Below are 13,700 nucleotides of genomic sequence, written 5' to 3'. Positions count from 1 at the left end.
GGCACACCGGGCCGCTGGCCGTTGCGCCCGTCGCGCCGCGTACTACGCATGGATGTCCACCGGGAATCCCGCCATGCGCCTGACCCTGCTCGCGTTCCTGCTGCTCCTCGCCGCGCCCGTGGCCGCGCAGCCCTACGACGGCCCGATCATCGACGTGCACCTGCACGTTGGACCGGCCGCGCCGGGCGCGCCGAACCCGGCCACCGGCGAGCCGACGAGTGCAGGCACCGATGCCGACCGCGAGCGCCTGACGCTGGAGCGCATGCGCCGCCACGGCATCGTGCTCGGCCTGGTCAGCGGTCCGGACGCGTACATGGCGAGCATGCGCAAGGCCGGTGGCGATGCGATCCGCGCAGGTGCGTTCATGGATGACGGGCGCACGCGGCTGCCGCCGCCGGAGGTGCTGCGCAAGGCCTTCGCCAGCGGCGAGCTGCAGGTGCTGGGCGAGATCGGCGCGCAGTACCACGGCCTCGACGCCGGCGCCGCCTGGTTCGAACCCTACCTGGCGCTGGCCGAGGAGTTCGATGTCCCGGTCGGCATCCATACCGGCCTCGGTCCGCCGGGCACGCCCTACGGTTGCTGTCCGGAGTTCAGCGTCGAACTCGGCAACCCGAAGCTGCTCGAGCCGATGCTCAAGCGCCATCCGAAGCTGCGCGTGTGGCTGATGCACGCCGGCTGGCCCTACCTGCAGGAAACCAAGGCGCTGATGTACGTGTACCCGCAGCTGCACGCGGATGTGTCGGTGATCAACTGGATCATCCCGCGCCAGGAGTTCCACGATTACCTGCAGTCATTGATGACCGCTGGGCTCGGCGACCGGCTGATGTTCGGCTCCGACCAGATGGTGTGGCCGGAAGCGATCACGCTGGCGGTCGAAGGCGTGGACAGCGCGGTCTTTCTCACGCCCGCGCAGAAGCGCGCGATCTTCCACGACAACGCGGCGCGGTTCCTGAAACTCGAGGCGGCGGGCAGGGCAGCGGAGTCGGCCGCCGGCGCGGACTAGCGGCCGCGACGCCGCTGCTGGCGGCGGTCGCGCCGGCGCCAGTGGCGCGGGAGGTTGATGCGGGGCATCGCGGCCCCATCTCGAGGGTTCAGACCCGGAGGCCGCATGGACCCCAGCCAGAACCCCAATGTCTTCCACGCCACCACCATCGTGTCGGTGCGCCGCGACGGCCGCGTCGCGATCGCCGGCGACGGCCAGGTCACGCTTGGCCACACCGTGATGAAGTCCAACGCGCGCAAGGTGCGCCGCCTTGGCAAGGACGGCCAGATCCTCGCGGGCTTCGCCGGCGCCGCCGCCGATGCCTTCACCCTGTTCGAACTGTTCGAATCCAAGCTCGAGAAGCACGGCCAGCTGACTCGCGCGGCCGTCGAGCTCGCCAAGGACTGGCGCACCGAGCGCCGCTTCGGAAAGCTCGAGGCGCTGCTCGCGGTGGCCGACAAGGACACCTCGCTGATCATCAGCGGCACGGGTGACGTGATCGAGCCGGAGGACGGCCTGGTCGCGATCGGCTCCGGCGGCCCCTACGCGCTGTCCGCCGCGCGCGCGCTGCTCGCGCACACCGCGCTCGATGCGAAATCGGTCGCCATCGAAGCGCTCAACATCGCCGGCGACATCTGCATCTACACCAACCGCAACGTGGTGGTCGAGGAACTGTGAACATGCGCATGAAAGTGGACAACTCGCACGCCTCGATGACCCCGCGCGAGATCGTGCAGGAGCTCGACCGCCACATCGTCGGCCAGCAGGACGCCAAGCGCGCGGTCGCCATCGCGCTGCGCAACCGCTGGCGCCGCGCCCAGCTCGACGACGAGCTGCGCAACGAGGTGATGCCCAAGAACATCCTGATGATCGGCCCCACGGGCGTCGGCAAGACCGAGATCGCGCGCCGCCTGGCCACGCTCGCCAACGCGCCGTTCGTGAAGGTGGAGGCCACGCGCTTCACCGAGGTCGGCTACGTCGGCAAGGACGTCGAGCAGATCATCCGCGACCTCGCCGACACCGCGGTCAAGCTGTACCGCGAGCAGGCCAAGCAGAAGGTGCGCACGCAGGCGGAAGAACGCGCCGAGGACCGCATCCTCGATGCGCTGCTGCCGCGGCGCGAGGCGTCGACGCCGGGCTTCGGCTTCAACCCGGTCGCGCAGCCCTCGACCACCGTCGACATCGGCGCCGAGCCGTCGGCGCGTGAGTCCGAGACGCGCCAGAAGCTGCGCCGCCAGCTGCGTGCCGGCGAGCTCGACGACCGCGAGATCGAGATCGAGCTGAGTGCCAATGTCGGCGTCGACATCATGACCCCGCCCGGCATGGAGGAGATGGGCCAGCAGCTGCGGCAGATGTTCTCCAGCCTCGGCGGCGGCAAGACCCAGAAGCGCAGCGTCAGCATCCGCGCCGCGCGCCCGCAGCTGGTCGAGGAAGAGGCCGGCCGCCTGGTCAACGAGGACGAAGTGCGCGAGGCCGCGATCGAGGCCTGCGAGCAGCACGGCATCGTGTTCATCGACGAGATCGACAAGGTCGCCAAGCGCAGCGAGGGCATGGGCGCCGACGTCAGCCGCGAGGGCGTGCAGCGCGACCTGCTGCCGCTGGTCGAGGGCTCGACCGTCAGCACCAAGTACGGCTCGGTGAAGACCGACCACATCCTGTTCATTGCCTCCGGCGCGTTCCACCTCGCCAAGCCCAGCGACCTGATCCCGGAGATGCAGGGCCGCTTCCCGATCCGCGTCGAGCTGTCGGCGCTGACCAAGGATGATTTCGTGCGCATCCTGACCGAGCCCAAGGCGTCGCTGACGCGGCAGTACGTGGAACTGCTCAGGACCGAGGGCGTCAACCTGGAGTTCGCGCCCGACGCGGTCGAGCGGCTCGCCGAGATCGCCGCGCAGGTCAACGAGCGCCAGGAGAACATCGGCGCGCGCCGCCTGCACACCGTGCTCGAGCGCCTGCTCGACACGCTCAGCTTCGAGGCGCCCGACCGCAGCGACCGCGTGGTGATCGACCGCGCCTACGTCGACGCGCAGCTTGGCGAGCTGGTCCAGGACCAGGACCTGAGTCGCTACATCCTTTGAGCAGGAGAGTCCCCATGTCCAGGTTCCCGACATTCGCCCCCGTCGCCGCCGTGGCGGTGGCCCTGCTGCTCGCCGCCGCGCCGGCATCCGCACGCGGCGTCTCCTGCCGCCTCGATTTCGACATGTCCGGCTGGTCGGTGTTCTACAAGACGGCGTCGGGCACGGGCCGGGTGAGCTGCGACAACGGGCAGGGCATGGCCGTGCGCATCAGCGCCAAGGGCGGCGGCCTGACCATCGGCAAGTCCGAGATCCGCGGCGGCCGCGGCGAGTTCTCGCCGGTGAACAGCATCCGCGAGGTGCTCGGCACGTACGTCGCCGCCGAGGCGCATGCCGGCGCGGTCAAGTCCAGCAAGGCGCAGGCGATGACCAAGGGCGAGGTGTCGCTGGCGCTCGCCGGCACGGGAGAGGGCTGGGACCTGGGCGTGGCCTTCGGCGGGTTCACCATCGAGCCGCGCTGACGCGGCCGATCCAGGCCGCGGCCCGCGCGCCGCGCACCCCGGGATCGTCGCCGCAGTGGCCGCGGACGGCCGTGGCCGGCGTTGCGCCATTGGCAGGGCCGCCCCCGCGGCGCCGAGGCCACAGACATGCATCGCGAGCTGCCCGCCTTCCTCCTGTTTGCAACATGTCTCGCCGTCGCCGGGTTCGCGGCACCCGCGGCTGCGGCGCCGGGCGTGGTGCCCGACGCGATCAAGGCGCGGGTGAACGAGCTGGTCGCGGCCTGCGCGCGCGCCGGTGGTCGCCTTGGCGACATGACCGGGCAGGGGCGCTTCGTGATTCCCGCCGATTTCAACGGCGACGGCCACACCGACTTCGTGGTCTCCGAGGGCAACGTGCCCTGCGTCGGCGCGCCGGAGCTGTTCCGCGAGGGCGGGCTGGCACGGGTCGAGCTCTATACCGGCACCGGCACGCCCAGGGCGCAGCTGGTGTTTGCCGATCACCTGCTCGCGTACCGCGTGTTGGCCGGCAGCCCGGCGAAGCTGCAGATCGCGCGCCGCGGCGAGGCCTGCGGGGGCGGCAGCGGCGCAAGCACCCAGTGCGGCGCCGAACTGCGCTGGAACGCCGCGCAGGCACGTTTCGACGAAGTACCCACCGGCAGCCGCGCCGCAGCGGCCCAGCCCGTGGTGCGCCCGGCGGTGGCCGCGCGCGCCGCCGTTCCCGCGCGCGGCGCGGCGGTGACAGCCGCGCCCGCTGCGTCCGCGCCAGGCAAGTCCGCTGGCCCGGCGGCCGCGCCACTGCGGATGGCGGCGAATGCGCGCGCCGCCTACCTCGAACGCTGCCGCGCCGGCGAGCGCCGCGACAACCCGAAGAAGGCCGCCGCGGACATCGACAGCGCCTGCGGATACCTCTGGGACAAGATCGAGACAGCCGGGCCCGTGGCCGACGTGATGCTGGCCGCGGTGCCGGCGCGTGCCGGCGAGCGGCTCACGCTGGCCGATCTCCGCGCGCGCGTGCCGACTGCGCGCTGGGACGCGGCCGCGCCGGTCTCCGGAGCGACCGCGGCCGCCGCCACCGGCCGGCTCGGCACGCTGGACGCCTGGGTTGGCGGTACCGCCCGCGCGCCCACGTCACTCGCGCTGGGCTGGAGCGAAACCGGCGCGGACCCGCCCTACGACCTGCCCGGCGCACTGGCGGCGCGCGGGGCGAAGCTCGAGCCGCTGGGCTGCTACCACTTCGGCGCGGGCGAAGTGAACGCGGTCTACGTGGTCACCGCACCCGGACGCCCGCCGTTCGCGCTCACCATCTACACCCGTGGCGCGCCCGTCGCGCAGTCAACGGCCCAGCAGAACATGAGCGTCGCGCTCGACGGCGTGCTGCCGACGCGCGCCAGCCTGCGCGCCGCGAACCGGGATCCGCCGTGGGAGGATCCCTGCACGGTGTAGTGCGCTGCGCCGCCGGCGGGGCTCATTCCTCGCCGATATCCTCGTTCCACAGCCCCGGATTGGCGTCGATCCACTCGCCCATCATGGTGATGCAGCGCTCGTCATCGAGTACCACCACCTCGGTGCCGGCCTCGCGCAGCCAGTCCACGCCGCCGGCGAAGTTCACCGCCTCGCCCACCACCACCGTGCCGATGTTGAACTGCCGCACCAGGCCGCTGCAGTACCAGCAGGGCGCCAGCGTGGTGACCATGATGGTGTCGCGGTAGGAGCGCTGGCGGCCGGCCTTGCGGAAGGCGTCGGTCTCGCCGTGGATCGAGGGGTCGCCTTCCTGCACGCGGCGGTTGTGGCCGCAGCCCAGCATCCGGCCGTCCTGGTGGTACAGCGCCGCGCCGATCGGGATGCCGCCTTCGGCCAGGCCCTGGCGGGCTTCGGCGATGGCGGTGTCGAGGAGGGCGCGGTAGTCGGGGGTGGTGATCATTGCGGGGGTCCGGGAAGCGGCGGCCTGCGATCCTGCCACGGATCGCGTCGCGCCGGCCCCGTGGCCACGGTGCGATAATCGCCGCATGAACGAACACGACGAGCGCCCCGGCACCACCCATTTCGGCTTCCGCGACGTGCCGGTGGCCGACAAGCAGAAGCTGGTGGGCGAGGTGTTCTCGTCGGTGGCCGGCAGCTACGACCTGATGAACGACCTGATGTCGATGGGCATCCACCGGGTCTGGAAGCGCTATTTCGTGGCCACCGCGCAGGTCGGCCGCGGCGCGCGCGTGCTCGACCTGGCCGGCGGCACCGGCGACATCGCGGCGCTGCTGCGCGACCGGGTCGGCGACGCGGGCGAACTGGTGCTGGGCGACATCAACGGCAGCATGCTGCGCGTCGGCCGCGACCGCATGGTCGACCGTGGCAACGTGCAAGGCTTCGAGTACGTGCAGTGCAACGCGCAGGCGCTGCCGTTCCCGGATGCCAGCTTCGACCTGGTCACGATCGCCTTCGGCCTGCGCAACGTGACCGACAAGGACGCGGCGCTCTCCGAGATGCTGCGCGTGCTCAAGGTCGGCGGCCAGGCGCGGGTGCTGGAGTTCTCGGAGGTCACCATGGACTGGTTCAAGCCGATCTACGACTTCCACTCGTTCAAGGTGCTGCCGCGGCTGGGCCGGCTGTTCGCGCAGGACGCCGACAGCTACCGCTACCTCGCCGAGTCGATCCGCAAGCATCCGCCGCAGGAGGCGCTGAAATCGATGATGGAGGCGGCCGGTTTCGCGCGCTGCGGCTACCGCAACCTGACCGGTGGCATCGTCGCCATCCACGACGGCTACAAGGCCTGAGATACCGGCCACGGGGGCGATGGCGGCAACCGGGATAGAATCGGCGCCTGTTCCAATTCGCGGACCCCCGTCCCATGACCCTCAGCCGTACCCTCCGCCTGGCCGCGCTCGCGGCGCTGGCGCTTGCCGCCGTTGTCGCCTGCAAGCGCGAACCCACGCCGCCGCCGTCCGCCGCCACGCCGCCGCCCGCCGCGGCCGCCAAGAGCGGCGACTACGACGAACACTCCTACGCCGAGCCGGACAAGGTCGCCATCGACGACCTCGCGCTGGCGCTGGCGATCGATTTCGGTACCCGCACCCTGGCCGGCACCGCCACCTACACGCTCGACTGGCGTGACCCCGAGGCCAAGGAGCTGGTGCTCGACACCCGCGACCTGGCCATCGAGCGCGTGGAAGGCGAGGCCGAGGGCGGCGCCTGGCAGCCGCTGCAGCACACCCTGGCCGCGCGCGACGCCCTGCTTGGCAGCAAGCTGGTGATCGCCGCACCCGAGCGCAACGCGCGCATCCGCGTCACCTACCGCACCTCGCCCGAGGCCTCCGGCCTGCAGTGGCTGGATGCGGCGATGACGCAGGGCAAGGCCACGCCCTTCATGTTCAGCCAGTCGCAGGCGATCCACGCCCGCTCCTGGGTGCCGCTGCAGGACACGCCGCGCGTGCGCTACACCTACAGCGCCGAGATCACCGCGCCGGCCGACGTGATGGTGCTGATGAGCGCCGACAACGATCCGGCCGCCGCGCGCGACGGGTCGTACAGCTTCTGCATGCCGCAGAAGATCCCTTCGTACCTGATGGCGATCGCCGCCGGCGACCTGGTGTTCAAGCCGATCTCGGCGCGTTCGGGCGTGTGGGCCGAGCCCGCCGCCGTGGACGGCGCTGTGGCCGAGTTCGCCGACACCGAAAAGATGATCGCCACCACCGAGGCGCTGTACGGCCCGTACCGCTGGGAGCGCTACGACCTGCTGCTGCTGCCGCCGTCGTTCCCGTACGGCGGCATGGAGAACCCGCGCCTGTCGTTCATCACGCCGACCGTGATCGTCGGCGACAAGTCGCTGGTGTCGCTGATCGCGCACGAGCTGGCGCACAGCTGGTCCGGCAACCTGGTCACCAACTCCAGCGCCAAGGATGGCTGGCTCAACGAAGGCTTCACCAGCTACGTCGAGAACCGCATCGTGGAGGCGCTGTACGGCAAGGAGCTGTCCGACATGGAGTACGTGATCGCGCGCAACGCGCTGGCCACGGAGATCAAGGACATGGCACCCGAGCTGCAGGCGCTGGCGGTGCGCCCCGGCGTGATGAAGGACCCCGACGACGGCCTCAGCGGCGTGTCCTACGACAAGGGCGCGTGGTTCCTGCAGTTCCTCGAGGAGCGCTTCGGCCGCGCCGAATTCGACGTGTTCCTGCGCGGCTACTTCGATCATTTCGCGTTCCAGAGCATCCCCACCGCGACGTTCGTCGACTACGCGCGCAAGAACCTGCTCGAGAAGCATCCGGGCAAGGTGTCGATGGCCGAGTTCGACGCCTGGCTGTACGAGCCGGGCATCCCGGCCGATGCGCCCAAGGTGCTGTCGCGCCGCTTCGGCGTGGTGGACACCGCGCGCCTGGGCTGGCTGGGCAGCGGGCAGCTGCCGCCGCCGGTGATCACCGACGCATGGGTCACCCAGGAATGGCTGCACTTCTTGGGCGGCATGCCGGCGACGCTGACCGTCGAACAGCTGTCGCAGCTCGATACCGCTTATGCCTTCACCGGTACGCCGAACGGCGAAATCGCGATGCGCTGGTATCCGCTGGCGGTGCGCAGTGGCTATGTGCAGGCGAATCCGGCAATCGCGGCGTTCCTGGAGAAGATCGGCCGGCGCAAGCTGATCATGCCGACCTACGAGGCGCTGGTCGCCACCGAGGGCGGGCTGGCCTTCGCCAGGGAAGTGTTTACCAAGGCACGCCCGGGCTACCACCCGATCACCACCGCGTCGGTGGAGAAGGTGATTGCCGAGGCCAAGCCTGTGCCGGGCAGCGGGCTGGCGCCGGCCGCGCCGGCCGCCGATGCCGCGGTCGTGGCGCCCGAGCCCGAGCGTCCCGCGATGCCGGTCGCCGATGGCGATCCGACGCGTCCGGCGCCGGCCAAGCGCTGAGATGGCCGTGAACCGCATGTCTGCCCGCGCCACCGCGCTCCGCCATGCGGCGCGCCGCGGCGCGCTGGCTGCGGCAGTGGGTGGCGCGCTGCTGGCGCTGTCCGCCTGCCAGGACCCGGCCGCGCAGGCCGAGGCCCAGGCGGCGGCGCAGGCGCAGGCCAGCGAGGCGGCGGCCGACAAGGCCGCGGCCGAGTTCGATGCCGCGTTCGCGGCGGAGAACTGGCCGCTGGCAAGGGCCCACGGCGACCTGATCCTCGCGCGCCATCCCGATTCCGCCGCGGCCGCGCGCATCGCGCCGCTGCACGAGCAGGCCGCTGCGCGCGCCGAGGCGGTGCGCGAGGACAAGCGCCTGGCCGGCCTGTGGATCTACAACGTGGAGCCGGTCACCGGCGGCACCCAGCTGTCGGCGTCGATCTACACCCGTGACCGCGTCGACAGCGACGGCAGCGGCGCAAAGCCGGTGCGCCTGATCTTCCGCGACCACCCGTCGTGGGGACGCAGCAGCTACCTGGTCATGGAAGCCGGCGACTTCGACTGCTACGGCGCCTGCCGCGTGGCGGTCACCGTGGACAGCGCCGCGCCCGAGCGCATGGCCGCCAACCGCCCCGACACCGACGAGGCGATCGCCATGTTCATCGATGACGAGCGCGCGCTGTGGCGGATGCTCGATGGCGCCAGGACGTTGTCGGTGGAGTACCCGGTCAAGGCCGGCGGCACGCGCACGGCGGTGTTCGAGGTCGGCGGGCTGGACCGCGGCAAGCTGCCCGGCTGGAAGTGAGCACGCCGTCCGGCGCCTGAGCCGCGGGAGGCGGACTCAGTCGAACCAGAGCAGCGGCAGGTCGGCGTTCAACGACAGGTTGCGGAAGTCGCCCGTCGCGCGTGCGACCGCCTCGACGTCGTGGCAGCCCGGCGCCAGTGCGCGCTTGCCGGTGGCGAGGTAGCTGGCACCGATGGTGCGGGTGCTGACCGAGTGCGGAATCGGCCCCAGCGTCTGTTCGCTGGCGCGACCGACGTCCTTGCCGTTGATGCGGATGCGCAGCGTGACCTTGCCGCCCGGATCGGCGTCATCGCCCTGGATCCGGCTCTTGGCCGAGAACATCACCACCCCGTTGTGGCCTGGCGGGATGCAGGCGCGTCCCTGGCCGAGCACCACGTCGCCGCCGGCCGGCGGGCATTTCTCCGGCCGGAAACCATTGGTCCCGATGCAGACATAGGCGTAGCGGCGATGTCGGCCTTTCTCCGCGTAGTCGTGCCCCGGCGCCAGCCCGCGCCCGACCACGCGCATGCCGCCGCTCAGTGCGACCAGCCGCGTGTCCGCACCCACCCGGTAGCGTGCGGCGTTGGTGCTCGCCATCAGCGGCTGGTAGTAGGGCGACTCGCTGGCGACAAGCTGCACCTCGCTGTCCCGCGGCGGCGACAGGTACAGCGCCTGCGCGAACATCGGTGCCTGCACTTCGGCGCCGAGCGCGAACAGGTCGTTGATCGACCAGGTGGCCGAGTCGAGCGGGGATTCACGGCCGTTGAGGTAGATCCCCCACATCGCATCGCCCGGGGAGGTGGACACGTAGCTGTGCCCGGACGCCATCGCCACCACCGGCCCGGTGGAGTTGCGCGCGGCGGCGGTCAGCAGCGTGTGCCGGCCGCGTTCCGGAATGGGCGTGCCTTCCGGCGTATCGCGGGTGTCGAACGCCAGCCACGGCGAGGCCGCAGGCAGGCGGGCTTCGGCCACGTGGGTGGCGGAGGTGGTGACGATCGACAGGTTCGCGCCCGCCATGACCATGGCCCGGCCGTCCACGGTGCGCGCGTGCAGCGCGACGCGCACCTTGCCGGCCGAGACGCGCACCGCACCGACCGCATTGAACCCGTGGCGGTTCGGGGCGCTGGAGCCGCGCCAGTCGATGATGCTGTCGTTGGACGCCGGCTTTCCGTCCACGGTGATGTAGACGTTGGCCTGCGCGGCGTCGAGCGGCGCATACACGCCGTCCGACTGCAGGTAGATCCAGCCGGCGCGGGGCATGTCCACGGTCGCCTCGAGCAGCGCGCCGGAACGGCCAGCGACGATGCGGTCCGCCGCCAGTTCCAGGTAGCGCGATTCGGGCCCGGCGCCGTGCGCCGGCAACCACGTGGCGTCCGCCACCAGGGCGGTACAGGCGATCAGCAGCATCGCCAGCCGCGGCGCCATGACTACAGCGCGTACCCGAACTGCTGGGTGAACTGCGCTGCGAACTCGTCGTAGTCGAAGCGCTGGTTCTGGGTGCCGGGGTGCTCGACCTTCAGCGCGCCCATCAGGTTGCCGATGCGGCCGATGGTTTCCCAGCCGTAGCCCTTCTCGATGCCGAACAGCAGGCCTGCGCGGAACGCATCGCCGCAGCCGGTGGGGTCGGTGACGCGGGTCTCGTGCGCCGGCGGCACGTCGTAGGTCTTGCCGTCGGCGTAGATCACCACGCCCTTGGGGCCGCGGGTGGTGATGTAGGCCTTGACCTTGCCGGCGATGGTCGCCTCGTCCCAGCCGGTGCGCTCCTGCAGCAGGTTCGACTCGTAATCGTTGACGGTGACGTAGTCGGCCTGCTCGATGAAGGCGCGCAGCTCTTCGCCGTTGAACAGCGGCATCGCCTGGCCCGGATCGAAGATGAAGGGAATGCCGGCCTCGGCGAATTCCTTCGAGTTCTGGATCATGCCCTCGTAGCCGTCAGGGCTGACGATGCCGATGGTCACGCCGGGCACGTCGCGCACGTGGTTCTCGTAGGAACGCATCATCGCGCCGGGATGGAAGGCGGTGATCTGGTTGTTGTCGAGGTCGGTGGTGATGAACGCCTGCGGCGTGAACAGCTCCGGGATTTCCTTGACCTGCTGCAGCGGGATCCCGAGGTCCTCGAAATACTCGCGGTACGGGCCGAAATCCTGCCCGACGGTGGCCATCGGGATCGGGTCGCCGCCGAGCAGCTTCAGGTTGTAGGCGATGTTGCCGGCGCAGCCGCCGAACTCGCGGCGCATCCGCGGCACCAGGAACGACACGTTCAGGATGTGCACCTTGTCCGGCAGGATGTGGTTCTTGAACTGGTCGGGGAACACCATGATGGTGTCGTAGGCCAGGGAACCGCAGATCAGGGCAGGCATCGGGAAGGTGCTCCAAGGGGCTGTGCCGGCGCCAGGGCCGGTTTTTTTGTGATGGGGTTCGCGACCGGAGCCGCCGTGGGACAAGCAGACGCCGCACCATGGCGCGCGCGGCGGGCGCACAGGTTAGCCGTTGCGGTCGTGCCGGGCCAAGCACGGCGCGCACCGGGCCACCTGTTCTCCTTGCCGGGGAGGGGGGGCGTTGCTAGGCTTGCTGATCCCGTTTTCACGGGAAATCCCCCAGCTCCCCTGCCTCCTGACGGACGTCCGCCCCCGATGTTCAAGAAGTTCCGCGGCATGTTTTCCAACGACCTGTCCATCGACCTGGGCACGGCCAATACCCTCATCTTCGTCCGCGGCCAAGGGATCGTGCTCAACGAACCTTCGGTGGTGGCCGTGCGCCAGGACCGCTCCGGCGGCCAGAAGGCGGTCGCGGCAGTCGGCAGCGAGGCCAAGCAGATGCTTGGCCGCACGCCCGGCAACATCACCACGCACCGGCCCATGAAAGACGGCGTGATCGCCGACTTCACCTACACGGAAGAAATGCTCAAGCACTTCATCCGCAAGGTGCACAAGTCGCGCTTCCTGCGCCCGAGCCCGCGCGTGCTGATCTGCGTCCCGGCCGGCTCCACGCAGGTGGAAAAGCGCGCCATCAAGGATTCCGCGCTCGAAGCCGGCGCCCGCGACGTGTCGCTGATCGAAGAGCCCATGGCGGCCGCGATCGGCGCCGGCATGCCGGTCACCGAGGCCCGCGGCTCCATGGTCGTCGACATCGGCGGCGGAACCACCGAAGTCGCGGTGATCGCGCTCAACGGCATCGTCTACTCGCAGTCGGTGCGCATCGGCGGCGACCGCTTCGACGAGTCGATCATCAACTACGTGCGCCGCAACCACGGCATGCTGATCGGCGAGTCCACCGCCGAGCGCATCAAGCTCGAAGCCGGCTGCGCCTATCCGCAGGAGCGGGTGATCGAGATCGAGGTCTCCGGCCGCCATCTCGCCGAAGGCGTGCCGAAGATGATCAAGATCAGCTCGACCGAAGTGCTGGACGCGCTGCGCGAGCCGCTCGCCGGGATCGTCAGCGCCGTGCGCCAGGCGCTGGAACTCACCCCGCCGGAGCTCTGCGCCGACGTCGCCGAGCGCGGCATCGTGCTCACCGGCGGTGGCGCGCTGCTGCGCGACATCGACCGCCTGATCAGCGAGGAGACCGGCCTGCACGTGCAGGTCGCCGAGGATCCGCTGACCTGCGTCGCCCGCGGCGGTGGTCGCGCGCTCGAGCTGCTGGACATGCACGGGAACGAATTCTTCGCCTCGGAGTGACCTGACCGTCCACGGCCCAGACAGTGTCCTCCTACGCCGGCCCCGCCACCCCGCGCTCCAGTGACGTCGCCGGCACGCTGAAGCTGCTGGCGTTCCTTGCGCTGTCCGTCACCCTGCTGGTGCTCGACCATCGCGGCGACTGGCTGGCGCAGGCGCGGTCGCATGCCAGCGTGGCGATGCAGCCGGTGTGGTGGCTGGCCGGCCTGCCGTCGCGGCTGGGCGAAAGCGTGCGCGACGATGCAGCCACGCGCACGCGCCTGGCCGAGGAAAACCACCGCCTGCGCAACGAACTGCTGGTGGGTGCCGCGCGCCAGGCGCGGCTGCAGGTCGAGGCCGAGGAAAACGCCCGCCTGCGCGGCCTGCTCGGCGCCGCCGAACGCGGCGGCTTGGACGTGCAGCTGGCGCCGATCCTCGACGTCGACCTCGATCCCACCCGCCAGCGGCTGATGCTCAATGCCGGGACCGGCCTCGGCGTGCACCGCGGGCAGAGCGTGATCGACGCCGGCGGCCTGGTGGGGCAGGTGATCGATGCCACCCCGACCACCGCCGTGATCCTGCTGCTGACCGATCCCGACCACGCCGTGCCGGTGGCGGTGGCGCGCACCGGCGTGCGCCTGATCGTGTACGGCACCGGCCGCAGCGACCGGCTGGAGCTGCGCAACGTGCCGCTGTCGAGCGACGTCCGCGCCGGCGACGTGCTGATCACGTCCGGCCTGGGCGGGCGCTTCCCGCCGGGCTTCCCGGTGGGCACGATCTCCGCCCTGCGCCCCGACGACAGCCGCGCCTTCCTGGTCGGCGATGTCCAGGCCGCGGCGCAGCTCGACCGCGGCCGCGACGTGCTGCTGCTGCGCGACCAGGCATCGCCCGCCCAC

The 13,700-nt window shown here is 70.8% G+C and carries 12 protein-coding genes and 1 pseudogene; 10 read left to right on the top strand and 3 right to left on the bottom strand.

Features of this window, described 5'->3' with window-relative positions; genetic code table 11:
* Positions 1 to 73: 73 nt before the first annotated feature.
* The 5 genes from JGR64_RS12265 (at position 74) to JGR64_RS12245 (ending at position 4,940) form a co-directional block, all read left to right on the top strand.
* Positions 74 to 1,003, top strand: a complete 930-nt coding sequence (locus JGR64_RS12265; RefSeq protein ID WP_199373678.1) for an amidohydrolase family protein — start codon at positions 74 to 76, stop codon at positions 1,001 to 1,003.
* Between the two features lie 105 nt (positions 1,004 to 1,108).
* On the top strand, positions 1,109 to 1,660 hold the full coding sequence (gene hslV, locus JGR64_RS12260) for an ATP-dependent protease subunit HslV (protein WP_199373676.1): 552 nt from the start codon (positions 1,109 to 1,111) through the stop codon (positions 1,658 to 1,660).
* 8 nt (positions 1,661 to 1,668) lie between these two features.
* A complete protein-coding gene (gene hslU / locus JGR64_RS12255) occupies positions 1,669 to 3,060 on the top strand; it encodes an ATP-dependent protease ATPase subunit HslU (protein ID WP_233348251.1) in 1,392 nt (463 codons plus the stop codon).
* A 14-nt stretch (positions 3,061 to 3,074) separates the two neighbouring features.
* Positions 3,075 to 3,518 carry a hypothetical protein gene (locus JGR64_RS12250; protein ID WP_199373674.1) on the top strand — a complete coding sequence of 148 codons (444 nt, stop codon included), beginning with the start codon at positions 3,075 to 3,077 and terminating at the stop codon, positions 3,516 to 3,518.
* Between the two features lie 126 nt (positions 3,519 to 3,644).
* Positions 3,645 to 4,940: a hypothetical protein gene (locus tag JGR64_RS12245; RefSeq protein WP_199373672.1), complete on the top strand. Its 1,296-nt coding sequence runs from the start codon at positions 3,645 to 3,647 to the stop codon at positions 4,938 to 4,940.
* 22 nt (positions 4,941 to 4,962) lie between these two features.
* On the opposite strand, the gene JGR64_RS12240 is transcribed toward JGR64_RS12245, so the two are convergent.
* Positions 4,963 to 5,418 (bottom strand): nucleoside deaminase, encoded by a 456-nt coding sequence (locus JGR64_RS12240; RefSeq protein ID WP_199373670.1) that lies wholly within the window; start codon positions 5,416 to 5,418, stop codon positions 4,963 to 4,965.
* An 85-nt stretch (positions 5,419 to 5,503) separates the two neighbouring features.
* On the opposite strand from JGR64_RS12240, the gene ubiE reads away from it, so the two are divergent.
* The 3 genes from ubiE (at position 5,504) to JGR64_RS12225 (ending at position 9,172) form a co-directional block, all read left to right on the top strand.
* Positions 5,504 to 6,265, top strand: coding sequence for a bifunctional demethylmenaquinone methyltransferase/2-methoxy-6-polyprenyl-1,4-benzoquinol methylase UbiE (gene ubiE / locus JGR64_RS12235; RefSeq protein WP_199373668.1), 762 nt, complete (start codon positions 5,504 to 5,506; stop codon positions 6,263 to 6,265).
* 74 nt (positions 6,266 to 6,339) lie between these two features.
* A complete protein-coding gene (locus JGR64_RS12230) occupies positions 6,340 to 8,394 on the top strand; it encodes a M1 family metallopeptidase (protein ID WP_199373666.1) in 2,055 nt (684 codons plus the stop codon).
* Between the two features lie 16 nt (positions 8,395 to 8,410).
* Positions 8,411 to 9,172, top strand: coding sequence for a hypothetical protein (locus tag JGR64_RS12225; protein ID WP_199374346.1), 762 nt, complete (start codon positions 8,411 to 8,413; stop codon positions 9,170 to 9,172).
* Positions 9,173 to 9,208: 36 nt separating this feature from the next.
* Here JGR64_RS12225 and JGR64_RS12220 read toward each other — a convergent pair whose 3' ends face one another.
* Both JGR64_RS12220 and JGR64_RS12215 read right to left on the bottom strand, forming a co-directional pair.
* On the bottom strand, positions 9,209 to 10,576 hold the full coding sequence (locus tag JGR64_RS12220; RefSeq protein WP_199373664.1) for a hypothetical protein: 1,368 nt from the start codon (positions 10,574 to 10,576) through the stop codon (positions 9,209 to 9,211).
* 2 nt (positions 10,577 to 10,578) lie between these two features.
* Entirely contained in the window at positions 10,579 to 11,511 is a 933-nt protein-coding gene (locus JGR64_RS12215; RefSeq protein ID WP_199373662.1) for a carbohydrate kinase family protein, read from the bottom strand.
* Between the two features lie 273 nt (positions 11,512 to 11,784).
* Between JGR64_RS12215 and JGR64_RS12210 the strand changes: the two genes are divergently transcribed.
* Together JGR64_RS12210 and mreC are read left to right on the top strand one after the other, a co-directional pair.
* On the top strand, positions 11,785 to 12,828 hold the full coding sequence (locus tag JGR64_RS12210; RefSeq protein WP_199373660.1) for a rod shape-determining protein: 1,044 nt from the start codon (positions 11,785 to 11,787) through the stop codon (positions 12,826 to 12,828).
* 23 nt (positions 12,829 to 12,851) lie between these two features.
* A pseudogene (gene mreC, locus JGR64_RS12205) lies at positions 12,852 to 13,679 on the top strand (rod shape-determining protein MreC); the annotation flags it as partial.
* Positions 13,680 to 13,700: the final 21 nt, after the last annotated feature.

The organism is Luteimonas sp. MC1572 (assembly GCF_016615815.1).
In the GTDB taxonomy this organism is placed as follows: domain Bacteria; phylum Pseudomonadota; class Gammaproteobacteria; order Xanthomonadales; family Xanthomonadaceae; genus Luteimonas.
Note: the sequence above shows the minus strand (reverse complement) of the source record. Positions and strands in the feature narration are given on the sequence as shown.